The organism is Streptomyces sp. NPDC048331, assembly GCF_043201215.1.
Lineage (GTDB): Bacteria > Actinomycetota > Actinomycetes > Streptomycetales > Streptomycetaceae > Streptomyces.
Genome location: NZ_JBICYT010000031.1, coordinates 13,638 through 36,929 on the forward strand (window position 1 = coordinate 13,638; position 23,292 = coordinate 36,929).

Consider the following 23,292-nt stretch of genomic DNA (forward strand, 5'->3'; position numbering starts at 1 on the left):
GTTTACCGATCAGTAACGTTGGTGTGCGGGGACTGTAGCGCGCCAAGGTGCTTCGCGTCAGCGCCCCAGTAGTCTCAGCGCTCATGGAGCAGAGGCATCTCGGCCGCACCGGACTGCGCGTCTCCCGGATCGGCCTCGGCACCCTCACCTGGGGCCGCGACACCGGCGAGGAAGCGGCCGCCGAGCAGGTGAAGACGTTCTGGGAGGCGGGCGGCACGCTCGTCGACACCGCCGACGTGTACGGCGGTGGTGAGGCGGAGTACCTCCTCGGGCAGTTGGTGGGCGGGCTGGTCCCGCGCCGGGACCTGGTGATCGCGACCAAGGCGGGCAGCGTGCCGGACCCCGACCGGAGGTTCGACGGCTCGCGTGGGCATCTGCTCGCCGCCCTCGACGCCTCCCTGGACCGGCTGGGGACCGACTACGTCGACCTGTGGCAGGTGCACGCCTTCGACCCCGCGACCCCGCTGGAGGAGACCCTGCAGGCGCTGGACCTGGCGGTGAGCAGCGGCCGGGCCCGGTACGCGGGGCTGGCCGGCTTCAGCGGCTGGCAGCTGGCGAAGGCGGCGACCTGGCAGCTCGCGGCCCCCGGGGTGCGCACCCGGATCGCCTCGACGCAGATGGAGTACTCGCTGCTCCAGCGCGGGGTGGAGCGTGAGGTGCTACCGGCCGCGCTGGATCTCGGGATCGGCCTGCTGCCGTCCTCACCGCTGGGCCGCGGGGTGCTGACGGGCAAGTACCGGGACGGCACCCCGGCCGACTCCCGGGGCGCCTCGGAGTCGCTGGCCGCCCTGGTGGACCCGTACCTCGACGAGCCGGCGGGGCGGATCGTCGACGCGGTGGTGACGGCGGCACAGGGGCTGGCCGTGACCCCGCTCCAGGTGGCCCTGGCGTGGATCCGGGACCGGCCGGGGGTGGTGGCGCCGATCGTCGGCGCGCGGACGTCCGCGCAGCTCGCGGCGGCACTGTCGGTGGAGGCCCTTAGTCTTCCGGAGGAGATCTGCCGGGCGCTGGACGATGTTTCGGCTCCGGTGCACCGCTACCCCGATCAGGACTGGAGCACGCTGTGAGTACGGACCCTCAGGCCGATACCGCTGCCGCGGAGAACCCGGCCACCCCGGAGGCCGAGCCGTCCGCAGCCGCCGAAGCGGAAGCGAACCCGGACCCGGACCCGGACACGGCGGACGCCGACGCCGAGGGCGAAGTCGAAGCGGGCCCGGACGCGGAGGCCGAGGCGGGCCCGGACGCGGAAGCCGCGGAGCCCGACGGCCCGGACGCGGAGGCCGCCGAGGCCGCCGCGTCCACCGAGCCCGCCGCAGGCGAAGCGGCGGCTCCGGCCCTCAGCGAGGCCCAGGCCGAACTGGCCGCCCAGAAGGTCGAGCGGGAGCGGATCGCCCGGCGCAAGGCCGAGCGGGAGGCACCCGTCGAGGCCGGGGCGAAGCTCAGCGGGAAGGCCGCCGACCTGCTGGCCGCCGTACGGGCCGTGGAGGGCGGCGCGAAGCCCTCCACCGTGTACTTCGACGAGGCTCCGGCCGCCCCCCGCAAGGCGCCCGCCGCGCCCCCGGCGCCGCGCCCCGCCGCCCCGGCGGCGGTGAACGTCCCCGCGCCCTCCGCCGACACCGTCGAGGGCGTACGGGCCGTCCTGGCCCGCGGCGGCGCCCCCGAGGCCCTGGCCGGTCAGGCCGCCGCGGCCCTGGGCGAGGACGCCGCCGGGCAGCTCACGGAGAACCCCTGGCGGCTGCTGTCGCTCCCGGCCGTACGCCCGACCCAGGCCGACGGCTTCGCCCGGGCCCTGCTCGGCGCCGAGGCGGGTCCGGGGGACGAGCGGCGCACCACCGTCCTGGTGGGATGGCTGCTGGCCCAGGCCGGGCTGAAGGGGCACACCGCGCTGGAGGCCCCGGTGCTGGAGAAGGCCCTGGCCCAGTACGGCGTACCGGATCCGGACGAAGCCCTGGAACTGGCCATCGCCGAAGGCTCGGTGCTGGTCTTCCACGAGCCCCTCGGGCCGCCGGTCACCGAGGACGCCGAAGACACCGAGGAATCGGCGCAGCCCGTACGTGTGCTGGTGGGCCTGGAGGGCGCCGCCATGGCCGAGGAGAGCCTGGCCGACGGCCTGGCCCGGCTGGCCGCCGGCACCTTCGACGCGTCCGAGGACTGGGAGCGGGCCGCCGGGTCCGCGCCGAACCCCTCCGCCGCCGAACTGATCCGCGCGGTCGCGGACCACGGCCTGGTCACCCACACCGGCGGGGAGGCCGCCCGCGCCGAACCGGTGGCCCTGGCCGCCGCGGCCCGGGAGCTGGGCCTGCGGGTCTGCCTGGCCGCGCACGCCCCCGGCGGCGGCCCGGACCGGGTCACCGTGGCGGGGCTGCTGTCCGGGGCCGAGGGGCCCGGGCGGGACACGGACGGGCAGTTCTCGCTGGACCTGCTCGTCGTGCTGGACGCCCCGCAGCTGGACGTGGAGACCGCGGCCGCGCTGGTGGAGTCCGTACCGGACGGGGCTCGGCTGGTGCTCTCCGGGGACCCCGGGGTGCTCGGGTCCGCCGGGGCCGGGCAGGTGTTCGCCGATGTGCTGGCGGCCCGTACCTGCCCGCGGTCGATCTCCCGTACCCCCGACCCGGGCCCGCTCGGCGAGCTCGTCTCCGGGATCGGCATCGGGGAGCTGAACCAGGTCGACGCCCCCGGCAAGGAGGTCGTCATCGTCCCCGTGAAGGACGCCGGGGAGGCCGTGCACCGGGCCGTGCAACTGGTGGCGGAGTCGGTGCCGCGGGCCTTCGGCATTCCGGCGGACAGCGTGCAGGTGATCACCCCGGGCCACGGCGGATCGGCGGGCACCCGGGCGCTGAACGCCGCCCTGAAGGAGCGCCTGAACCCGGGTCCGGGCCGCTTCGGCGGTTTCGACCCCGGCGACCGGGTCGTGCACGTGCCGTCCGCCGGGCGGGCCCTGCCGGCCCGGGTGGTGTCGGCCGACGCCGAGGGTCTGCACCTGGACCGGGCGGGCGCGCGGATCGTCGTACCGAAGGAGCTCGTCGAGTCCCAGGTGCGGCACGGCTGGGCGATGACGGCGCACCAGGCCGTGGGCACGCGCTGGCCGGCGGTGGTCGTCGTCCTGCCGGGCGACGCGGCGCAGGCGCTGTCGCGGGACTGGGTCTACACGGCGTTCGGACGGGGCGAGCGGCACCTGTCCGTGGTGCACGGGGTCGACCAGGCGCTGCCGCACGCGGTGGCCGAGGTGCCCGCGAAGCCGCGTACGACGCGACTGACGGGCCTGCTGACGGCCCTCGCGACGGCGGGCGCGCAACCGCGGTGAACCGGCCGTGGCCCCCGCCCGAAAAGGGCGGGGGCCACGGTCTGCGGGACCTGCGGAGTCGGAGACGAGCCGGGTCAGGCCGGGGTCAGACCGGGCTCGGCGGCCCCCGCCTCGTCCTCGTCGAACTCGTCGGTCTCCTCGTCGAAGACGGAGCTGACGTCGAACCGGTGCAGCACGTCCTGCGGATCGATGTGCCCGAAGGGCGAACCCAGCCACTCCCCCGGCTCCGGCACCTCCTCGGAGGCCGCGATCCAGAGCGTGGAGTCACCCTCCTCGAGCCCGAAGTCCTTGAAGCGGGAGGCGATCTCGTCGGGCTCGTACTCCCCGAAGAGGACACCCAGTGCGTCGGCGCTGCCGCCGTCCTGGACGAACTCGGCGTCCCGGTCGTGCGCGGCGACCCGCTCGGCCTGGGCGATCAGCCGGGCCGGTTCGACCACGGCGTAGTCACGGCGGATGAGGACGCTGAAGGCGGCGGGCTCGGCGGGTCCGGTGTACGGGACGCCGTCCTCGGGCGTGGGGATCTCGAAGGGGGTGACCTCGTCGTAACGGTCGTAGAGGAGTTCGTCGTACACCTCGGCCGCGGCGGCGAGTTCGTTGAACGCGGCGTAGACGTCCGGATCCTCGTCCCCGATCCTGCGCTCGACCGCGGCGAGGTGACGGTCGAGCGCGGCCTTGACCGCCTCGGCGGCGGCGCGTACCTCGGCAACAGTGGGCAGATCGGCATCAGACATAGAGCAGACGCTATCCGTAGCGGGGCTCTGCCCGCACAATAGATGCGATGCCGGAATACGAATTTGTCGACGTGTACGTGCCCCGCGGTGTTCCTCGCAAGGAGGCGACCCGCCTGCTGACCGACCATGCCGAGTACGGGAACTGGGAACTCGACCGGCTGAGCCTGTACCGGGACGGCAGTCGTCGTGTGCGACTGCGCCGCCGGATCATCCGTCAGGTCCGCGCGACCTGGTGACGCGGGCCCCGGGGTCGGGGCCCGCGTCGTGAACATCCGTCAGGCGGCGTTTCGGGCCCGCCGGTAGAGCACGGCGCCGGCGAGCAGCAGGCCGCCCGCGAGCGGCAGCCCGGCGGTGAGGACGTCACCGGACCCGGTGGCGGCGAGACCGCCGGCCTGACCCGGGGTGTTCCCGGTGCCCGGACCGGGGTGCGTGACCGGGGTGCCGGAACCGGTGCCGGGGTTGGTCGGCGTCCCCGGACCACCCGGGTTCCCGGGCGTACCGGGTCCGCCCGGATTGCCAGGGGTACCCGGATTGCCAGGGGTACCCGGACCGCCAGGGGTACCCGGACCGCCGGGGTTGCCGGGAGTACCCGGACCGCCGGGGTTGCCCGGGGTACCAGGACCGCCAGGGTTACCCGGGTTGCCCGGACCCCCGGGGTTGCCGGGCGTACCCGGACCACCGGGGTTGCCGGGGTGGTCGTCGCACGGTTCGTCGTCGCCCGGGTGCTGCGGCTTCGGGGGCTTGGGCGGCTTCGGCTCGGCGTGGCCCGAGCCGTTCGCGCAGTGGTTCCCGAAGGCCGGGTTGAGGGCCCCCACCACGGTGATCGTGTTCCCGCAGGCGTTCACCGGTGCGTCCACGGGCACCTGCAGGTTGTTCCCGGACAGCAGGCCCGGAGAGTTCGTGGCGTGCCCCGAGGCGCCGGAGTCCGCGTGTGCGTAGCCCCCGCCCATCGCGAGGACACCCCCCGCGGCCGCCATGGTGATCAGGGTCTTCCTGGTGACCTGTGCCGGTCGTCGCATCTGTACTCGTCCCCTGGTGTGTGCGTTTCGGCCGTCGTTCGACGGCCCGGCCGTCCTGGCTCCCCCGCCTGGTACGCCGGAAGTGAGAGAAATCCGGGCCGAAAAGCCCGGTGGCCCCGGAGCGCTGGGATGCGCTCCGGGGCCGAAGACTTCAGACGCGTCAGGCGTTGACGCAGGTGTTGCCGAAGGCCGGGTTCAGCAGGCCGATCACGGAGACCGTGTTGCCGCAGACGTTCACGGGAACGTGGACGGGGACCTGGAGCACGTTGCCGGACAGGACACCGGGCGAACCGATGGCCGCACCCTGGGCACCCGCGTCAGCGGCAGCCAGACCCGCACCCGCGAGAACCAGGCCACCCGTGGCAGCCGCAGCGGCGACAACCTTCTTGATCATTGTTCCTCCTAGTAGGCAATTGCGGTCCCAGCCGCGGACCGCAACACCTGTAACGAGGAGGGATCACCGGGGCTACGAGCGTATGAGTGCATTCACTCTTCTCAGTGGAATGCGCACACCTTCTCGAATCTCAGGCGTTGTCGATGAATCGGTCGAGCACCCGCACGCCGAACTTCAGCCCGTCCACCGGCACCCGCTCGTCCACGCCGTGGAACATCCCGGCGAAGTCCAGCTCCGGCGGCAGCTGCAGCGGCGCGAAGCCGAAGCAGCGGATGCCGAGGTCGTCGAAGGACTTGGCATCCGTACCGCCCGAGAGCATGTACGGGACCGCCCGCGCGATCGGGTCCTCGGCCTTCAGGGCGCCCTGCATGGCGTCCACCAGCCGGCCGTCGAAGTCCGTCTCGAGGGCCTTGTCCCCGTGCACGTCCTCCCGCTTCACGCGCGGGCCGAGGATCCGGTCCAGGTCGGCGAAGAACTCGTCCTCGTAGCCGGGCAGGAAGCGGCCGTCGACGTGGGCCGTCGCCTGGCCCGGGATGACGTTGACCTTGTAGCCGGCGCCGAGCATCGTCGGGGCCGCCGAGTTGCGCAGGGTCGCGCCGACCATCTTGGCGATGCCGCCGAGTTTGGCGAGCGTCGCGTCCATGTTGTCGGGGTCCAGGGGGGTCCCGAGCGCGTCGGAGAGCTCGTCCAGGAAGCTGCGTACCGTCTTGGTCACACGGACCGGCCACTGGTGGCGGCCGAGTCTGCCGACGGCCTCGCACAGCTCCGTGATGGCGTTGTCGCTGTTGGTCATGGAGCCGTGGCCCGCGGTGCCGTCCACCGTGAGCCGCATCCAGTGCATGCCCTTCTGGGCGGTCTCCACGAGGTAGAGCCGCAGGTTCTCGTTCACCGTGAAGGAGAAGCCGCCGACCTCGCCGATCGCCTCGGTGACGCCCTCGAACAGGCCCGGGTGCTTGTCGACGAGGTGCCGGGCCCCGTAGATGCCACCCGCCTCCTCGTCGGCGAGGAAGGCCAGCACGATGTCCCGCGGGGGCTTGCGTCCGCTGCGCATCCGGTCGCGTACGACGGCCAGCGTCATCGCGTCCATGTCCTTCATGTCGACGGCGCCGCGGCCCCACAGGCAGCCGTCGGCGATCTCGCCCGCGAAGGGGTCGTACGTCCAGTCGGCGGCGTTGGCCGGAACCACGTCCGTGTGCCCGTGGATCAACAGCGCCGGCCGCGAGGGGTCCTCCCCCTCGATCCGCGCCACGGTCGAGGCGCGCCCCTTGTGCGATTCGAAGATCTGCGGCTCCAGGCCGACCTCGGCGAGCTTCTCGGCGACCCATTCCGCCGCCTTGCGCTCCCCGGGGCCCGAGTGGTCCCCGTAGTTGCTGGTGTCGATCCGGATGAGGTCCCGACAGAGGTCGACCACCTCGTCCTCGCCGGAGACGGTCCTGCCCGTGCTCGACTCGCTCACGCTGCTTCCTCCCACTGATCGGTACCGAACCCCCATCCTCCCGCTCCGGGCCGCTCCGCCCAAGGGCGATCCCCGGCCGTCGGGGGGTGTGATCGAGGACCCCGGAATGTTTGGTAATGTTTTCCACGTCGGAACGGCCCGCGAGGGACGCGAGACAGACACCTTGTCCGGGTGGCGGAATGGCAGACGCGCTAGCTTGAGGTGCTAGTGCCCTTTATCGGGCGTGGGGGTTCAAGTCCCCCCTCGGACACCATGGTCATACGACCTGGAAGAGCCGGTCAGAGCGACGTGAAGTCGCTCTGACCGGCTCTTTCGTTTTCCTCGGCGGGTGGCGGCCGCGATCCCCGGTGGAGCCGGTGGTTACGGCTCGGCGCCGGGGAGGTGCGGGGTCGGCCGGTCAGCCCTGTCCGTCCTCCAGCCAGGGGCGGAGCTTCTCCGGATTGCGGACCGCCCAGATGCGGGTGACGCGGTCGCCGCTCAGCTCGAACGCCGCCACGGTCACGGTGACCCCGGTGTGCTGGGCGACCAGGCCGGGCCGGCCGTTGACCGAGCGTTCCAGGAGCGTCAGGCCGGGGGCCCGGTCGGCGATCTGGATCAGGTACTCGGCGATGCGCGCGGCGCCCTCGATCGGGCGCAGGGCGGCGCCGACCAGTCCGCCGCCGTCGGCGATCATCGCGGCGTCGGGGGCCAGCAGGCCGACGAGGGCCTTGATGTCCCGGGCTTCCCACGCCTCCTTGAAGTCCCGTACCAGCGGTGCCTGTCCGGCCGTCGGGGCGGTCGGGGGCTCGGCGGCGCTCACGCGTCGGCGGGCGGAGGTGGCCAATTGGCGGCAGGCCGCCGGCGTCCGGCCGACGATCACGGCTATCTCGGCGAAGGGGTAGCGGAAGACGTCGTGGAGGATGAAGGCGACGCGTTCGGCCGGTGTCATCGACTCCAGTACGACGAGGAAGGCCATGTTGACCGACTCGTCCAGGGTGACCCGGTCGGCCGGGTCGACCGGGCCGGACCCGCCGCCCGCCGGGACGCTGATCCACTCAGTGCGGTCGGGCAGCGGCTCGGGGACCCATTCGCCGACGTAGCGCTCCCGTCGGGCCCGCGCCGAGCCGAGCAGGTCCAGGCAGATGCGGCCGGCGACCGTCGTCAGCCAGGCGCCGGGCGACTCGACGGCCTCCTGCTTCCGCCTCGGCATCGCGTACCAGCGGGCGTAGGTCTCCTGTACGGCGTCCTCGGCCTCGGCCAGCGAACCGAGCAGCCGGTAGGCGAGGTTGGTGAGGTGTCCCCGCTCTCCGACGATCGCGTCCAGGCCCGGATCGGACCGGCCGACCCCACGCGTGGACGACGTACTCCTGCTCACGAGCGCTCCCCCTGGTCCGTCCTTCGGCGCCTCGCCTCACATTTCGCGGGCCCACGTCGTCGGACTACCGAGACCTTATCGATCTACGCCGTGAGGCAGAAGAGGGGACCGCCACCATGGCCACACTGACGACGGAGAAGCCGCGTACCTCCACGTTCCTACAGGTCTCCGTCTGGCTGCAGACCTTGGGCATCTTCTTCCAGGCGGTCACCGCCGGGGTGCTGCTGTCCTCGACCCACGGCGAGCTGCTGCACGGCATCGGGGCGCGCGTGATGTACGGGGCGACCATGCTGTACGTGATCGCCGCGGTCCTGGCATGGCGGCCGGGCGGCGGTTCGCCCCGGCCCATCCTGTACTCGTCGGGGTTCCTGGTCCTCGCGTCGGTGCAGGTGGTCCTGGGTATCGCGCGCGTGCCGTCGGTCCATGTCCCCTTGGGTGTCCTGATGTTCGCGCTGAGCCTGCTGGCCCTGAGCCGCAGGCCGTCGGCCCACCGGTCCTGATCAGCACGACGGGGCGAAAACGTTCGAGGCCCCCGCGCGGACGGTGTCCGGCGCGGGGGCCTCGTAGGCGGTCGTGGGGTCAGCCGCGGGTGGCGGCGAGTTCGGCCACGCGGCCGCGGACCAGGTACCAGCCGCCGACCAGGGCGGCGCCGATGACCGGGACGAACAGGACCGTGGTACGGCCGACGCCGCCGTCGCACCACATCAGCACCAGCACGGTGAGCAGGAAGACGAGGGTGACGATCTGCGTGTACGGGGCCCAGGGCAGGCGGTAGGAGGGGCGCTCGACGAGGCCCTGCTGGGCGCGGCGCCAGAAGAACAGCGAGCAGACCATGACCATCGCCCAGGTGCCGAGGATGCCCAGCGAGGCGAAGTTCAGGACGAGCTCGAAGGCGTCCTTGGGCATGAAGGCGTTCAGTCCGACGCCCGCGAGGCCGAACGCGGCGGTGAACAGGACGCCGCCGTAGGGGACCTTGCCCTTGTTCATGACGCCGGTGAACTTCGGGGCGGAGCCGGACAGGGACATCGAGCGCAGGATGCGGCCGGTGGAGTAGAGGCCGGAGTTCAGGCTGGAGAGGGCGGCCGTCAGGACGACGAGGTTCATGATGCCCGCGGCGCCGGGGACACCGAGCTTGTCGAAGACGGTGACGAAGGGGCTCTGGTCGGAGCTGTAGGCCGTGTAGGGCAGGAGGAGGGCGAGGAGGACGACCGAGCCGACGTAGAAGAGGCCCACGCGCCACATGATCGAGTTGATCGCCTTCGGCATGATCTTCTCGGGGTTCTCGGTCTCGCCGGCGGCGACGCCGCAGAGTTCGACGGAGGCGTACGCGAAGACGACGCCCTGGATCACCAGGAGCATCGGGAGGACGCCGGAGGGGAAGAGTCCGCCGTTGTCGGTGATGTTGGCGAGGCCGGGGGTGGTGCCGTCGATGTCGTGGCTGGTGGCGACGAGCCAGATGCCGACGATCAGGAAGACGACGAGGGCGGCGACCTTGACGAGCGAGAACCAGAACTCCATCTCGCCGAAGTACTTCACCGAGATCAGGTTGGCGGTGAGCACGATGGCGAGGGCGATGAACGCGAGGACCCACTGGGGGACGTCGGTGAACAGCGACCAGAAGTGGGCGTAGGTCGCGGCGGCCGTGATGTCGGCGACGGTGGTCGTGGACCAGTTCAGGAAGTACAGCCAGCCGGCCGTGTAGGCGCCCTTCTCGCCCATGAACTCACGGGCGTAGGAGACGAAGGCGCCGGAGGAGGGGCGGTAGAGGACGAGCTCGCCGAGTGCCCGTACGACGAAGAAGGCGAAGACTCCGCAGACCGCGTAGGCGATCGCGAGGGAGGGGCCGGCGCCGGCGAGGCGGCCGCCCGCGCCGAGGAAGAGGCCGGTGCCTATGGCCCCGCCGATCGCGATCATGTTGATGTGGCGGGACTTGAGGTCCTTGCTGTAGCCCTCGTCACCGGCGTCGACATGGCGGGTCGACGCCGGGGCGGGCGCCTCGGTCAAGGTGCGGTCACTCAGGTCACTCATGTGGGACTTCGCCTTCGTGGGTGGGACAAGGCAGCGCCCGGACCACCGCGCAGGGGAGCTGGGTGGTGTCCCCTGTGCTGCGATCCGGGTGGTTTGGTCGCAACAGGAGACCATGAGGCTCCACTCCCCTCCAAAAGCACCCCCCGCACGCGGAAGCCCCCGACGACCATGGAAACGGGTGTCGGGGGCTCCGTAGGGGCTGGAAACCGAGGTCAGATGCTCGGGGTGTCCTCCGCTGCCTGGTCGAGGCGGAAGGCCTCGTTCCCGAGGCCGATACGGGCGTGCGTCTCGGGGCGGCTGCGGCGCAGTACGGATCCGTAGACCAGGCCGATCACGACGGCGGCGCCGATGATGCCGGGCAGCACCCAGCTGAGCGCGGAGCCCTTCTCGGCGCCGACCAGGACGCCGAAGTCCTTGACGGTGTAGACGGCGATGGCGAGCAGTGCGAGACCGGCGGTGCCGGCCGCGACGAGGCGCCAGACCTGGGCGCCGGCGGTGCCGCGGCGGACGAAGAAGGCGATGACGGCGAAGGAGGCGGCGGCCATGAGAAGGGTCACGCCGAGGGCGCCGACGCTGCCCATCCAGGTGAACAGGTGCAGGACGGGGGTGGTGGGGTCGCCGGCCGGCTTGTCGTCGGTGAGCGCGAAGGCGATCACGACGAGGGCGGCGACGCCGGTCTGCAGCAGGGAGCCGGTGGCGGGGGCGCCGGTGCCGGCGTTGGTGCGCCCGAAGGTGGCCGGGAGCAGGCCCTCGCGGCCCATGGCGAAGGCGTAGCGGGCGACGACGTTGTGGAAGCTGAGCATGGCCGCGAACATGCCGGTCACGAAGAGGACGTGCAGGACGTCGGTGAAGGTGGTGCCGAGGCGGCTCTCGGTGAGCTGGAAGAGCAGGGTGGGGCCGGCCTCGGCGGAGGTCTTGACGACCTCGGAGGGGCCGGTGGCGACGGTGAGGGCCCAGGCGCTGACGGCGAAGAAGAGGGCGACGAAGCCGACGGCGAGGAACATCACGCGGGAGACGACGATGTGCGGCTTGCTGGTCTCCTCGGCGTAGACCGGGGACTGCTCGAAGCCGACGAAGGCGGCGATGCAGAAGCAGAGGGCGGTGCCGAAGCCGGCTCCGCCGAGGGTCTCGGGGTTGAAGGCGTGGAGCGAGAGGCCTTCGGCGGCCGGCTCGGCGATGGCGGCGATGTCGAAGACGACGACGAGGACGCACTCGATCAGGAGGAGGACGCCGAGGACCTTGGCGTTGAGGTCGATCTTGAGCCAGCCGAGCCCGCCGGTGACGGCGACGGCCAGCAGGGCCGGTATCCACCAGGCGAGTTCGATGTCGAGGTAGGTGGCGAAGAGGCCCGATATCTCGAAGCCGAGGATGCCGAAGACGCCGACCTGCATGGCGCTGTACGCGACGAGGGCGACGAGGGAGGCGGCCGCGCCGGCGGTGGGGCCGAGGCCTCGGGCGATGTACGCGTAGAAGGCGCCGGCGTTGTGGACGTGGCGGCTCATCTCGGCGTAGCCGACGCTGAAGAGGGCGAGGACGGCGCCGAGGATGACGAAGAGCAGGGGCTGACCGACGATGCCCATGACCCCGAAGGTCGTGGGCATGACACCGGCGACGACCATCAGGGGCGCGCTGGCGGCGAGCACGGACAGGAGCAGGCCGGCGGTGCCGAGGCGGTCGGCGCGCAGGGCCCGGTCCTGGCCCTTGTACGTACGGATCTCGGCCGGGTCTTGGAGCGTGGAGGATCTGCCCGTCGGCATGGCGGCGTCCTTTCGGGGGCGTGGTGCTCGGGGATGGGTGCTCGGGGGGTACTCGGCGGTGTTCGGGGGGGGTCCGTGCGGTGTGCGTGGGTGGCGCGGTCAGGCGGTGCCGAGTGCGACGCCGCGGGCGGCGAGGAAGGCCTTCTGCGGGTCCCGGTCCGGATAGGACCAGGGGGCGCGGGTGGCATGGCTGCCGATGCGGTGGAACAGGGCCGCGGCCTCGGCGGGCCGGCCCTCGCAGAGTTTGGCGTGGGCGAGGAAGTTGAGGTCGACGCGGTTGCGGGGGTGGTCCTCGCGCTCCCACTCCAGCCACCAGTCGAAGGCGGCGCGCAGCACCTGGCGGGCGCGGCGGCCCGCCCAGTGCGCGGCGGCCGCCTCGGGCGAGTGCCCGTGCGTGGCGGCCAGCACCCGGTACCGCTCCGCGTGCGCGACGACGGGGAGCACCGCGAGCGGGGAGTCGGCCGGGGACTCCTCGGCGGCCCAGGACGCGAAGTCGTAGACCTCGTGGAGCGGGTCCTGGCCGGATCCGAGGGTGCGCTCGGCCAGTTTGGCGACCATCAGGTGGTGGGCGTGGTGGTGCTCGCGGTGGCGGGCCCGGACCTGGTCGAAGTGACGGCTGAACTCCTCCTCGCCGCCGAAGGAGCGGGAGAGCAGGAGCAGTCCGAGCCAGGGCGTCGGGTCCGCCGGGAGCAGCGCGGCAGCCCGGCGGCAGGCCTCCTCGGCCGCGGCCGGGCTGCTCTTCTGACGTAGGGCGGCGAAGACGGCGGCGCAGGCGAGGAGGGTGGCGGCGTCGGCGCTCTCCGGTTCGGCGAGCAGCCATTCGCGGGCCCATGCGGTGGCCGCCGGGGTCTGCGCGAGGACGACGACGCGGTGGCCGCGGCGGTCCCAGTCGTCACCGGTGTTGACGAGGAGGGCGCGGGCCCGGGCCCACCGACCCTGGGTGAACTGGGAGCGGACGTCGACGAGTTCGGCGTCGCACAGGGCCGGGTCGAAGAGCTGGGCATCCCGTTTGCGGGCGCGGCCGAGGGGCGGCGGAGGCGGGGACATCCGCGGGTTTCCCTCCAGGACGCGGGCGGACGGGGATCGGGGCGGCCGCGGCCTCCCCCGCGCGTAGGGCGCACGCGCGCGGTCGGGCCGTGAGATCCGGGGATCGTGCCGGTGGAGCCCCGGTGGGGGCTCCCGAGGACTGCGGAGGAACTACGAGGAACGTGGTGGTGCCGGCTCGGATCCGCGACGTACGTGCGCAATCCGGTCGGAACTCCGTTGAGCACTCTGGTGATCACGCACAGCAAAGCGGTACGCGTAGCTCCGAGTCAAGGTCCAGTCCACTGCGTGGCGCGTTTCAACTGCTCTGAAGGCCGTGCCAGTTGGGTGGTCGATATTCGTTACGGCAGGCCGCGGGGGGCGCCCTAGGGTGGCCCTATGACCGCATATGACGATCTTCCGCCCTACCTGCTGGGGTTCCCCGGCCCCCTGCGCGACCAGCTGGTCGCGGCCGTGCTGAGCGGGGCGAAGACCAGCACGACCGGCCTGCTCGCGGAGTACGAGGCCGAGCAGGAGCCGCTGCCGGAGCCCGGCGCGCGGTCCCTGCTCGTCGACTCCGCCGAGCACGGGGTGGCGGTGGTGGAGGTCACGTCCGTGGAGGTGCTGAGGCTCGCCGACGTGGGACTGGGGCACGCGCTCGACGAGGGCGAGGGGTACACGTCGGTGGCCGAATGGCGTACGGCACACGAGGAGTTCTGGCACAGCGAACCGGTGCGTACGGTGATCGGCGACCCGGGGTTCACGGTCGACGACGACACCCTCGTCATCGCGGAACGGTTCCGGGTCACCGAGCGGCTCGGCTGACGCCCCCGGCTCGCCACGGGCCGTACGCGCCGGCCGGTCCCCTACGCCGGGCCGCGAGGCGCCGGGCGGGGCCGGCCGCTCGTCGCACGCGTCGGCGCGGCTTCGGCCGGGGAGGGAGCCGGAGCCGGAGCCGGACTCAGCCGACCGCCTGCGCCGCCGCGCGGCCCGCCGCCCGGCCCGAGAAGATGCAGCCGCCGAGGAAGGTGCCCTCCAGGGCCCGGTACCCGTGCACCCCGCCGCCGCCGAACCCGGCCGCCTCGCCCGCCGCGTAGACGCCCGGCAGCGGTTCGCCGGACCCGGTCAGGACGCGGGAGGAGAGGTCGGTCTCCAGGCCGCCCAGGGACTTGCGGGTCAGGATCGACAGCCGTACCGCGATCAGCGGCCCGGCCTTGGGGTCCAGGATCCGGTGCGGGGCGGCCGTACGGATCAGCTTGTCGCCGAGGTACCTGCGGGCGCCGTGGATGGCGGTGACCTGGAGGTCCTTGGTGAAGGGGTTGGCGATCTCCCGGTCGCGGGCCACGATCTCGCCGCGGACGGTGGCCTCGTCGAGGAGGTCCTCCTTGGTGACCGCGTTCATGCCGCGCACCAGGGCGGAGAGGTCCCGCTCGACGACGAAGTCGGCCCCGTTGTCCATGAAGGCCCGGACCGGGGCCGGTACGGCCTGGCGCGCGCGGGTGAAGACGTCGCGCACCGACCTGCCGGTGAGGTCCGGGTTCTGCTCGGAGCCGGAGAGGGCGAACTCCTTGCCGATGATCCGCTCGTTGAGCACGAACCAGGTGTGGTCGTGGCCGGTCCTCATGATGTGGTCGAGGGTCCCGAGGGTGTCGAAGCCCGGGAAGAGCGGCACGGGCAGCCGCTTGCCCGTCGCGTCCAGCCACAGCGGGGAGGGGCCGGGCAGGATGCGGATGCCGTGCCGGGCCCAGATCGGGTCCCAGTTCTGGATGCCCTCGGTGTAGTGCCACATCCGGTCCTTGTTGATGTGGCTGGCGCCCGCCCGCTCCGCGATGCCGAGCATCAGACCGTCGACGTGCGCCGGGACCCCGGAGAGCAGCCGCTGCGGCGGGGTGCCGAGCCGCTCGGGCCACTGGGCGCGGACGAGGTCGTGGTTGCCGCCGATCCCGCCGCTGGTGACGATCACGGCCTGGGCCCGCAGGGAGAAGGTCCCGGTGGCCTCTCGACTGCTGGCGGAGCCCCGTACGGCGTCGGAGGGTTCCAGGATCTCGCCGGTCACGGTGTCCACCGCGCCGGCCGTGGCCGAGAGCCCGGTGACCCGGTGGCGGAACGCGAACCGGACCAGGCCGCGGGCCACACCGGCCCGGACCCGTCGCTCGAAGGGCTCCACCAGGCCGGGGCCGGTGCCCCAGGTGATGTGGAAGCGGGGGACGGAGTTCCCGTGGCCGTTGGCGTCGTAGCCGCCGCGCTCCGCCCAGCCGACGACCGGGAAGAAGCGGACGCCCTGGGCGTGCAGCCAGGAGCGCTTCTCGCCGGCCGCGAAGTCGACGTAGGCCTCGGCCCAGCGGCGCGGCCAGGCGTCCTCCTCGCGGTCGAACCCGGCGGTGCCCAGCCAGTCCTGGAGGGCGAGGGCGTGGCTGTCCTTGATCCGCATCCGGCGCTGCTCGGGCGAGTCCACGAAGAACAGCCCACCGAAGGACCAGTGCGCCTGGCCGCCGATCGACTGCTCCGGCTCCTGGTCGAGCAGGATGACCTTGCGGCCCGCGTCGACGAGCTCGGCGGTGGCGACGAGCCCCGCGAGCCCGGCTCCGATCACGATCACGTCAGCGTCGTACGTCATGCGGTTACCCGTCCTCCGTCGATGGTGGGGCAGATCCTTGGCTACGGAGCGGTAACCAGTCAACAGCGGTGGTTGGATGACCTGCATGAGTGTCGCTGAGGAAGTACTGGACGTGGTGGACCGGGAGGACCGGGTCGTCGGGCAGGCCCCACGCGGCGAGGTGTACGCCCGGGGGTTGCTGCACCGCTGCGCGTTCGTGCTGGCCAGGGACGCGCGGGGGCGGATCTTCGTGCACCGGCGGACCGCCTCGAAGCTGGTCTTCCCCTCGCACTACGACATGTTCGTGGGCGGGGTGCTGGGCGCCGGCGAGAGCTATGCCGAGGCCGCGCTGCGCGAGGCCGAGGAGGAGCTCGGGGTGCGGGGGCTGGCGGAGCCGACGCCGCTGTTCAAGTTCCTGTACGAGGGTCCGGGCGGGGCCTGGTGGTCGTACGTGCACGAGGTGCGGTGCGAGCTGCCCGTGGCTCCGCAGGCCTCGGAGGTCGACTGGCACACGTACCTCACGCCGGAGGAGCTGGACCGGGAGGTGGACGGCGGGGCGTGGGCCTGGGTGCCGGACGGGCTGGAGGCGTACCGGCGGCTGCGCGCGCATCGGGAATCCCGCTTGTAGATTTGTCGGGTGATCGACTTCGTCAAGGACGTGCGCCTCTGGTTCGCACCCTCGCGGCTGAGGGACGAGGGCGAGACCCCGGACTACCGCTTCTCGCTGGCCAACGAACGGACCTTCCTCGCCTGGATCCGGACCTCGCTGGCCCTGGTGGGCGGCGGTTTCGCCGTCGACCAGTTCCTGCCGGACCTGCGCTGGGGGGTGCGGGTCGGGATGGCCCTCACGCTGCTCGCGGTGGGTGCGGCCTGTGCGCTGCGGGCGGTGAACCACTGGGTGCGGTGCGAGCGGGCGATGCGGCGGGGCGAGGACCTGCCGCTGTCGCGCTTCCCGGTGCTGCTGAGCCTGGGCGTGGGGCTGGTGGCCGTGGCGATGGTGGCGGTCGTGCTGCTGGGCTGGACGACGGGGCGGTGAACGTCTCGGGCCCGGACCGCGATGCGGGGCTCCAGCCCGAGCGGACCCGGCTCGCGTGGCGGCGTACGACGCTGGCCTCGTCGGTGGTGGCGGTGCTGGCGGTGCGGCAGGCGTTGCGCGGGTCGGGCGCGCCGCTGGAGCTGGCCGGGGCGGCGGCCATCGCGCTGATCTGGCTGGCGTTCCTGTGGGTGGCCCACCGGCGGATCCGGGCGCTGGCGGCGAGCCGACCGCGGCAGCTCGCCCCGCGGGCGGCTCTGGCGGTGGTGGCGTGCACGGTGGCGCTGGCGGTCTTCGCGGTGACGGTGATCCTGTGAGCCGTCGGACGGTCCGGGCCGCCGGGACGGTTTCCGGGCCGCCGGACGGCGTCCCGTCGACGGTCCACCGGCCGGTGTGATGATCGCGCTTCACCGCGCCACTGCGACACAACGGGCGATACCGGACAATGCACACTAACCTCTGCGCCATGACGACCCTGCACCACGAACACCCCACGCACCAGCACACGCACGGCACGGACTGCGGGCACCAGGCGGTCCCGCACGGCGACCACGTCGACTACGCCCACGACGGCCATCTGCACCGGGAGCACTCGGGGCACTGGGACGAGTGCGAGCCCGGCGGACACACCACGCACGACGGCCACGCGCACGCGCACGGCTCGGACTGCGGGCACGAGTCGGTCCGGCACGGCGACCACGTGGACTACCTGCACGACGGGCACCGGCACGCGGAGCACGACGGACACTACGACGACCACTGACCGCCGACCGCCGACCACCGGCCGATGGCCGGTGACCGGACCCGCCCTCCCCCCGGGTGACGCCGGCCGGCAGGATGCCGAGCGTTCGTCGTAGCGACCCGGGGAGAGCGCAGATGTCCGTCGAAGATCCGTACCTCGTCCAGCCCGCACCGGGGGTGTACGCCTACGTCCAGCCGGACGGCGGCTGGTGCCTCAACAACGCCGGATTCGTGACCGACGGGGGCCGGACACTGCTGGTCGACACCGCCGCCACCGAACGGCGCGCCCTCGCGCTGCGCGACGCGATCGTGGCGGCCGGGGTGCCGCTCCCCCGCACCGTGGTCAACACCCACCACCACGGCGACCACACGTACGGCAACGGGGTCTTCACCCCCGAAGCGCTGATCCTCGGGCACGACCGGGCACGGTCCGAGCAACTCGCGGCCGGGCACCAGTTGGAGCTGATCTGGCCGGCCACCGACTTCGGCGCGATCGACATCGTCCCGCCCGACCTCACCTACAGCGACCGGGCCACCGTGCACGTCGGCGCCACCGAGGTACGGGTCATCCACCCGGGGGTCGCCCACACCACCGGGGACTCGGTCGTATGGCTGCCCGAACAGCGGGTGGTGTTCACCGGCGACCTGATCTTCGCCGGAGGGACCCCGTTCCTCGCGATGGGCTCCCTCGCCGGCTCGCTGCGGGCGCTCGAACTGCTGCGGTCGTTGGACGCGGAGACCGTCGTACCGGGCCACGGACCCCTGACCGACCCCTCCGCCTACGACGCCACCGAGCGCTACCTACGGTACGTGGACGAACTCGCCCGGGAGGGCCGGGCGAAGGGGCTGTCCCCGCTGGAGGTGGCCCGGCAGGCCGATCTCGGCGAGTTCGGCGCCTGGCGGGAGAGCGAGCGACTGGTGGCGAACGTGCACCGGGCGTACGCGGAACTGGCCGGCCTGCCGGAGGGCGCGCCGCTGGACATCCTGGCGGTCCTGACGGACATGACCGTGATGAACGGCGGCACACCGATCCTCTGTCACGCCTGACAGCGGGCGGACGGCGCCGGGCGGAGAGTTTTCTTTCCGCCCGCCCTCTGGACGACATACCGACTGGTCGGCATGATGGCTCGCGACGGTGCTCCGACGTGCCGTCGTCCTTCCCCTCGTCGACTCGCACGGAGGTGCGCACCATGACCTCAGCCCCGGCCGACCCACGCGGCCTGGATCTGGAGCGGCTGCGCGGTCATCTCGACCGGGCCCGGCCGGGACTCGTGACCGGCCCGCTGCGCGGCCGGCTCATCGAGGGCGGCCGGTCCAATCTCACGTACGAGATCACGGACGGGACCGCCCGCTGGGTGGTCCGCCGGCCGCCCCTGGGCCACGTACTGGCCACCGCGCACGACATGCGGCGCGAACACCGGGTCATCGCGGCGCTGCACGGCACGGCCGTACCGGTGCCCGAGCCCTTGCTCCTGTGCGAGGACGAGGACGTGCTCGGGGCGCCGTTCTACGTGATGGAGTTCGTGGACGGGGTGCCGTACCGGACGGCCGAGCAGCTCGCCGCGATCGGCCCGGAGCGGACCCGGCGGGCGGTACTGGGCCTGGTGGACACCCTGGTGGACCTCCACGCGGTGGACCCGGAGGCGGTGGGCCTGGGCGACTTCGGCCGACCCGAGGGCTTCTTGGACCGGCAGCTGCGCCGCTGGGGCAAGCAGCTCGCGGCCTCCCGGGGGCGGGAGCTCGCCGGGATCGACGAGCTGCACTCCGCGCTCGGCCGCCGGCTGCCCGTCTCCCCCGCCCCGACGGTGGTGCACGGGGACTTCCGGCTCGACAACGTCCTGATCGGCGGATCCCCGTCCGGCATCGACACCGTCCGGGCGGTGCTGGACTGGGAGATGTCCACGCTCGGGGATCCGCTGACCGACCTCGGGCTGCTGGTGATGTACAGCTCGGACCTGGGCCTGACCGGATCGCCGGTCAGTACGACGAGCGGGGCGCCGGGCCATCCGACGCCGACCGAGCTCGTCGAGCGTTACGCCGCCCGCTCGGGCCGGGACACCGGGGCCATCGCCTGGTACACGGCGTTCGCCTGGTTCAAGCTCGCCGTGATCCTCGAGGGCATCCACTACCGCTACACGCTGGGGCAGACCGTCGGGCCGGGCTTCGACCGGATCGGCGAGCTGGTGCCGGTCTTCATCGAGCACGGACTGACCACTCTTCAGGACCAGGACCAGGACCAGGACCGCCAGGACCGCCAGGAAGGCTGAGGCACCCACCCATGGATTTCGCATTCGACGCCCGGACCGAGGAACTCCGCGAGCGGCTGCTCGCGTTCATGGAGGAGTACGTCTACCCGGCGGAGCCCGTCGCCGCCGAGCAGCGCGCGCGGCTGGCCTCGCCCTGGGACACCCCGGCCGTCTTCGGTGAACTGAAGGCCGAGGCGCGCCGCCAGGGCCTGTGGAACCTCTTCCTGCCCGACGCGGAGCACGGCGCGGGGCTGACGAACCTCCAGTACGCGCCGCTCGCGGAGATCACCGGCCGCAGCCCGCACCTGGCGCCGATGGCCACCAACTGCGCGGCCCCGGACACCGGGAACATGGAGCTGCTCGCCCAGTTCGGGAACGAGGAGCAGAAGAAGCAGTGGCTGGAGCCGCTGCTGGCCGGGGAGGTCCGCTCCGCCTTCGCGATGACCGAACCCGAGGTGGCCTCCTCGGACGCCACGAACATCGAGACGCGGATCGAGCGCGCGGCGGGCGGTGACGCGTACGTGGTCACCGGCCGGAAGTGGTTCATCTCCGGGGCGATGAACCCGGACTGCAAGATCTTCATCGTGATGGGCAAGACCGACCCGGAGGGCGCCGATCCGCGCCGTCAGCAGTCGATGATCCTGGTGCCGCGCGACACCCCGGGGGTCGAGGTACGCCGGGCGATGACGGTGTACGGGTACGAGGACCACGACCACGGCGGCCACGCCGAGGTGGTCTTCGACGGGGCCCGGGTCCCGGCGGCGAACCTGATCGGCGAGGAGGGCACCGGCTTCGCCATCGCCCAGGCCCGGCTCGGTCCGGGCCGCATCCACCACTGCATGCGGCTGATCGGGATGGCGGAGCGGGCCATCGAGTTGATGTGCCGGCGGGCGGTGGGGCGTACCGCCTTCGGCAAGCCGCTGGCCGCCCAGGGCGTCGTGCAGAACTGGATCGCCGACGCCCGGGTGTCGGTGGAGCAGCTGCGGCTGCTGGTGCTGAAGACGGCCTGGCTGATGGACACGGTCGGCAACCGGGGCGCGCACACCGAGATCCAGGCCATCAAGATCGCGACCCCGCGGGCGGTGGTGCGGATCCTGGACGACGCGGTGCAGCTGTACGGCGCGGGCGGGGTGAGCCAGGACTTCCCGTTGGCCGAACTGTGGGCGGCGGCAAGGACCTTGCGACTGGCCGACGGACCGGACGAGGTGCACCAGCGGTCGTTGGCGCGGCGGGAGTTGAAGGGGTACGCGGCCGGTCGCCCGTGAACGTGTGGGAATCGTGCGGGAGTTCATAGGAACTTGTGTGCGAGGTGAAGCCGATGCGAGGGACCCTTTAAGAAACCTTGTTGAACAACCCCGGAACCCCAAAGCGTTCTTGATTTGCGCCTGTCAATCGGAAGAGGGTTCTCCAGAAGGTCTGACGCCCCCAACGTCAACACGAGGAGAACCCTCCAGATGGCAACTCATAAGCGCTCGCGCGGTTTCCGGTACGCGGCAGTCGGCACCGGAGCGGCCACAGCGGCTGCCGTGGCCCTGCTCGCCACCCCCCTCGCGGGAGCGGCGACACCGGCCGAAGGCACCGTGTACGGCCTCGGCGCGCCCGGCGCGATCAGCGGGAGTTACGTCGTCATACTCGACGCATCCGCGAACAAGGAACAGCTCGCCCGCAAGTACGGGGGTGAGCTGAAGCGTTCCTACGGCTCCGGGGTCAACGGCTTCTCGGCCGCAGGTCTCAGCGAGACGGAGGCGAAGCGGCTCGCCGCGGACCCGGCCGTCGGCAAGGTCGTGCAGAACAAGAAGTTCACCATCAACGCCACCCAGACCAACCCGCCCTCCTGGGGTCTGGACCGGATCGACCAGACCGCTCAGGCGGGCGACAAGAAGTACACGTACCCCGACGGCGGCGGCGAGGGCGTGACGGCGTACGTCATCGACACCGGCGTGCGCACCACCCACAAGGACTTCGGCGGTCGTGCGACGTCGGGCTTCGACGCGGTGGACAACGACGAGAGCGCCGACGACGGCAACGGCCACGGCACGCACGTGGCCGGCACCATCGCGGGTACCACGCACGGCGTCGCCAAGAAGGCGAAGGTCGTCGCGGTGCGGGTGCTGGACGACAACGGCTCCGGCACCACGGAGCAGGTGGTCGCGGGCATCGACTGGGTCACGCAGAACCACAAGGGCCCCTCGGTGGCCAACATGAGCCTCGGCGGCGGCGCCGACGAGGCCCTCGACGAGGCGGTGCGCAGGGCCGTCGCCGCGGGCGTCACCTTCACGGTGGCGGCGGGCAACGAGTCGGCCGACGCCGGTCAGGGCTCGCCGTCCCGGGTCACGGAGGCGATCACCGTGGCGTCGAGCACGATCGACGACCAGCAGTCCTCGTTCTCGAACTTCGGCTCCGTGGTGGACCTGTACGCGCCGGGCTCGGACATCACGTCCACCTGGAACGACAGCGACACGGGGACGAAGACCATCTCCGGCACCTCCATGGCGGCCCCGCACGCGGCCGGCGCGGCGGCGGTCTACCTGGCGGGGCACCCGTCCTCGACCCCGGCGCAGACGGCCGCGGCGCTGACGGGGGCGGCCACGTCCGGTGCGGTCACCAACCCGTCCGCGGGCACGGCGAACAAGCTCCTGAAGGTGGCCGAGTAATCGACGTGCCCGGGGGTCCGCCGGCGGGCGGACCCCCGGGCACGGTCACCCTGCTCGACCGGACACCCCTGGAGGCCCGACGGCCTCCAGGGGTGTCATGGCTTCCGGGGCGCAGCGGCCCGCTAGGCCGTCTCTTCCGGATCTTGCCGGGCCCGGCCCGCCCGGCACGGCACCTCGCCGCGTTGTCGGGGCACCCGAGTACGACCGGTACACGGGCGCCCCTCCGCCCGGGGGCCCCTCCCAGCGGTAGCTGGGGGAGAGGCACCGCACCGGACGACCCGGGCTCATCCGACAAGATCCGAAAGAGACGACCTAGGGCCGCAGGGCGCGCAGCAGCAGGTCGGCGAGGTGATCGGCGACCTGCTGCGGCGTGAGCGGGCCGTCCGCCCGGTACCAGGTGGACAGGTGGTGGACGGATCCGAAGTGGTAGTCGACCACCAGGTCCGCGGGGGTGGCGTCGGAGAACACGCCCGTGCGCTGGCCCTCCTCGACCAGGGCCCGGAAGCGCTCGTGGTAGCGCCGGCGCTCCGCCCGCACCTGCTTGGACTTCTCCGGGCTGAGCTGGTGCATCGACCGGAAGAAGATCATCGCGTCGTCGAGGTTCTCGATGGTCGTGACGACCACGTCGGCGGCCGCGGCGCGCAGCCGCTCCTCGACGGGCGCGTCGGAATCGGCCACCGCGTCCAGGCGCTGCTGCTGGAGCCGCAGCATCCGCGCGTACACCTCGTGCAGCAGATCGTCCTTGGACCCGAAGTAGTGGTAGAGCGCGCCCTTCGTGACGCCGGCCGCCTCGACGATCTCCTGGACCGAGGTGCGGTCGTAGCCGCGCTCGGCGAAGAGCCGGGTGGCGACGGCCAGCAGCCGCTGCGGTACCGGGGCCTCGTGCGTGCCTGCGGGTTCCGTGGTCCGTGCCGCCATGGCGCTGACCTTCCCTTCCTCGTTCCTGCCTGGTCACT

23 protein-coding genes and 1 tRNA gene are annotated in these 23,292 nt (G+C 72.3%); 14 read left to right on the forward strand and 10 right to left on the reverse strand.

The window, feature by feature from the left end; genetic code table 11:
* The first annotated feature begins 83 nt into the window (after positions 1-83).
* A complete protein-coding gene (locus ACGFYY_RS32190; protein ID WP_365279579.1) occupies positions 84-1,067 on the forward strand; it encodes an aldo/keto reductase in 984 nt (327 codons plus the stop codon).
* Complete coding sequence (locus tag ACGFYY_RS32195; protein WP_393714808.1) at positions 1,064-3,304, forward strand: ATP-binding domain-containing protein; 2,241 nt, start codon at positions 1,064-1,066, stop codon at positions 3,302-3,304. Before ACGFYY_RS32190 ends, ACGFYY_RS32195 begins: the two co-directional genes overlap by 4 nt.
* A gap of 74 nt (positions 3,305-3,378) precedes the next feature.
* On the opposite strand, the gene ACGFYY_RS32200 is transcribed toward ACGFYY_RS32195, so the two are convergent.
* Positions 3,379-4,035 carry a hypothetical protein gene (locus tag ACGFYY_RS32200; RefSeq protein WP_393714810.1) on the reverse strand — a complete coding sequence of 219 codons (657 nt, stop codon included), beginning with the start codon at positions 4,033-4,035 and terminating at the stop codon, positions 3,379-3,381.
* A 47-nt stretch (positions 4,036-4,082) separates the two neighbouring features.
* On the opposite strand from ACGFYY_RS32200, the gene ACGFYY_RS32205 reads away from it, so the two are divergent.
* Positions 4,083-4,271, forward strand: a complete 189-nt coding sequence (locus tag ACGFYY_RS32205) for a DUF5703 family protein (protein WP_030009118.1) — start codon at positions 4,083-4,085, stop codon at positions 4,269-4,271.
* A gap of 39 nt (positions 4,272-4,310) precedes the next feature.
* On the opposite strand, the gene ACGFYY_RS32210 is transcribed toward ACGFYY_RS32205, so the two are convergent.
* The 3 genes from ACGFYY_RS32210 to ACGFYY_RS32220 form a co-directional block, all read right to left on the reverse strand.
* Positions 4,311-5,054 carry a chaplin gene (locus ACGFYY_RS32210; RefSeq protein WP_393714812.1) on the reverse strand — a complete coding sequence of 248 codons (744 nt, stop codon included), beginning with the start codon at positions 5,052-5,054 and terminating at the stop codon, positions 4,311-4,313.
* A gap of 160 nt (positions 5,055-5,214) precedes the next feature.
* Positions 5,215-5,448: a chaplin ChpH gene (chpH, locus tag ACGFYY_RS32215; RefSeq protein ID WP_030723300.1), complete on the reverse strand. Its 234-nt coding sequence runs from the start codon at positions 5,446-5,448 to the stop codon at positions 5,215-5,217.
* Between the two features lie 130 nt (positions 5,449-5,578).
* Complete coding sequence (locus tag ACGFYY_RS32220; RefSeq protein ID WP_393714814.1) at positions 5,579-6,904, reverse strand: M20/M25/M40 family metallo-hydrolase; 1,326 nt, start codon at positions 6,902-6,904, stop codon at positions 5,579-5,581.
* 165 nt (positions 6,905-7,069) lie between these two features.
* On the opposite strand from ACGFYY_RS32220, the gene ACGFYY_RS32225 reads away from it, so the two are divergent.
* Positions 7,070-7,157, forward strand: a tRNA-Leu gene (locus ACGFYY_RS32225).
* 144 nt (positions 7,158-7,301) lie between these two features.
* Here the strand turns inward: ACGFYY_RS32225 and sigJ are convergent.
* A complete protein-coding gene (gene sigJ / locus ACGFYY_RS32230; protein ID WP_393714816.1) occupies positions 7,302-8,258 on the reverse strand; it encodes an RNA polymerase sigma factor SigJ in 957 nt (318 codons plus the stop codon).
* A gap of 116 nt (positions 8,259-8,374) precedes the next feature.
* On the opposite strand from sigJ, the gene ACGFYY_RS32235 reads away from it, so the two are divergent.
* Positions 8,375-8,758, forward strand: a complete 384-nt coding sequence (locus ACGFYY_RS32235) for a hypothetical protein (protein WP_393714818.1) — start codon at positions 8,375-8,377, stop codon at positions 8,756-8,758.
* Positions 8,759-8,837: 79 nt separating this feature from the next.
* Here ACGFYY_RS32235 and ACGFYY_RS32240 read toward each other — a convergent pair whose 3' ends face one another.
* The 3 genes from ACGFYY_RS32240 to ACGFYY_RS32250 all read right to left on the reverse strand — a co-directional run bounded on the left by ACGFYY_RS32240 (position 8,838) and on the right by ACGFYY_RS32250 (position 13,090).
* A complete protein-coding gene (locus ACGFYY_RS32240) occupies positions 8,838-10,277 on the reverse strand; it encodes an amino acid permease (RefSeq protein ID WP_393714894.1) in 1,440 nt (479 codons plus the stop codon).
* A 221-nt stretch (positions 10,278-10,498) separates the two neighbouring features.
* Positions 10,499-12,043 (reverse strand): APC family permease, encoded by a 1,545-nt coding sequence (locus tag ACGFYY_RS32245; protein WP_393714820.1) that lies wholly within the window; start codon positions 12,041-12,043, stop codon positions 10,499-10,501.
* A 99-nt stretch (positions 12,044-12,142) separates the two neighbouring features.
* Positions 12,143-13,090, reverse strand: coding sequence for a hypothetical protein (locus ACGFYY_RS32250; RefSeq protein WP_393714822.1), 948 nt, complete (start codon positions 13,088-13,090; stop codon positions 12,143-12,145).
* Between the two features lie 375 nt (positions 13,091-13,465).
* Between ACGFYY_RS32250 and ACGFYY_RS32255 the strand changes: the two genes are divergently transcribed.
* Complete coding sequence (locus ACGFYY_RS32255; protein WP_393714824.1) at positions 13,466-13,891, forward strand: ASCH domain-containing protein; 426 nt, start codon at positions 13,466-13,468, stop codon at positions 13,889-13,891.
* Between the two features lie 136 nt (positions 13,892-14,027).
* Here ACGFYY_RS32255 and ACGFYY_RS32260 read toward each other — a convergent pair whose 3' ends face one another.
* A complete protein-coding gene (locus ACGFYY_RS32260) occupies positions 14,028-15,683 on the reverse strand; it encodes an FAD-binding dehydrogenase (protein WP_365280416.1) in 1,656 nt (551 codons plus the stop codon).
* An 85-nt stretch (positions 15,684-15,768) separates the two neighbouring features.
* On the opposite strand from ACGFYY_RS32260, the gene ACGFYY_RS32265 reads away from it, so the two are divergent.
* From ACGFYY_RS32265 to ACGFYY_RS32300, 8 genes are all read left to right on the forward strand, one after another.
* A complete protein-coding gene (locus ACGFYY_RS32265; RefSeq protein WP_393714826.1) occupies positions 15,769-16,290 on the forward strand; it encodes an NUDIX domain-containing protein in 522 nt (173 codons plus the stop codon).
* Between the two features lie 9 nt (positions 16,291-16,299).
* Positions 16,300-16,698 carry a DUF202 domain-containing protein gene (locus ACGFYY_RS32270; RefSeq protein ID WP_365280411.1) on the forward strand — a complete coding sequence of 133 codons (399 nt, stop codon included), beginning with the start codon at positions 16,300-16,302 and terminating at the stop codon, positions 16,696-16,698.
* Entirely contained in the window at positions 16,695-17,012 is a 318-nt protein-coding gene (locus ACGFYY_RS32275) for a DUF202 domain-containing protein (protein ID WP_393714829.1), read from the forward strand. Before ACGFYY_RS32270 ends, ACGFYY_RS32275 begins: the two co-directional genes overlap by 4 nt.
* Positions 17,013-17,161: 149 nt before the next feature.
* Positions 17,162-17,458 (forward strand): hypothetical protein, encoded by a 297-nt coding sequence (locus ACGFYY_RS32280; RefSeq protein ID WP_365280406.1) that lies wholly within the window; start codon positions 17,162-17,164, stop codon positions 17,456-17,458.
* Positions 17,459-17,571: 113 nt separating this feature from the next.
* On the forward strand, positions 17,572-18,483 hold the full coding sequence (locus ACGFYY_RS32285) for an MBL fold metallo-hydrolase (RefSeq protein ID WP_393714831.1): 912 nt from the start codon (positions 17,572-17,574) through the stop codon (positions 18,481-18,483).
* Positions 18,484-18,626: 143 nt separating this feature from the next.
* Positions 18,627-19,703 (forward strand): phosphotransferase family protein, encoded by a 1,077-nt coding sequence (locus ACGFYY_RS32290; protein WP_393714833.1) that lies wholly within the window; start codon positions 18,627-18,629, stop codon positions 19,701-19,703.
* An 11-nt stretch (positions 19,704-19,714) separates the two neighbouring features.
* Complete coding sequence (locus tag ACGFYY_RS32295) at positions 19,715-20,947, forward strand: acyl-CoA dehydrogenase family protein (RefSeq protein ID WP_393714835.1); 1,233 nt, start codon at positions 19,715-19,717, stop codon at positions 20,945-20,947.
* Positions 20,948-21,136: 189 nt separating this feature from the next.
* Entirely contained in the window at positions 21,137-22,336 is a 1,200-nt protein-coding gene (locus ACGFYY_RS32300; RefSeq protein WP_365280880.1) for a S8 family serine peptidase, read from the forward strand.
* Between the two features lie 312 nt (positions 22,337-22,648).
* Here ACGFYY_RS32300 and ACGFYY_RS32305 read toward each other — a convergent pair whose 3' ends face one another.
* Entirely contained in the window at positions 22,649-23,254 is a 606-nt protein-coding gene (locus tag ACGFYY_RS32305; protein WP_033223888.1) for a TetR/AcrR family transcriptional regulator, read from the reverse strand.
* Positions 23,255-23,292: the final 38 nt, after the last annotated feature.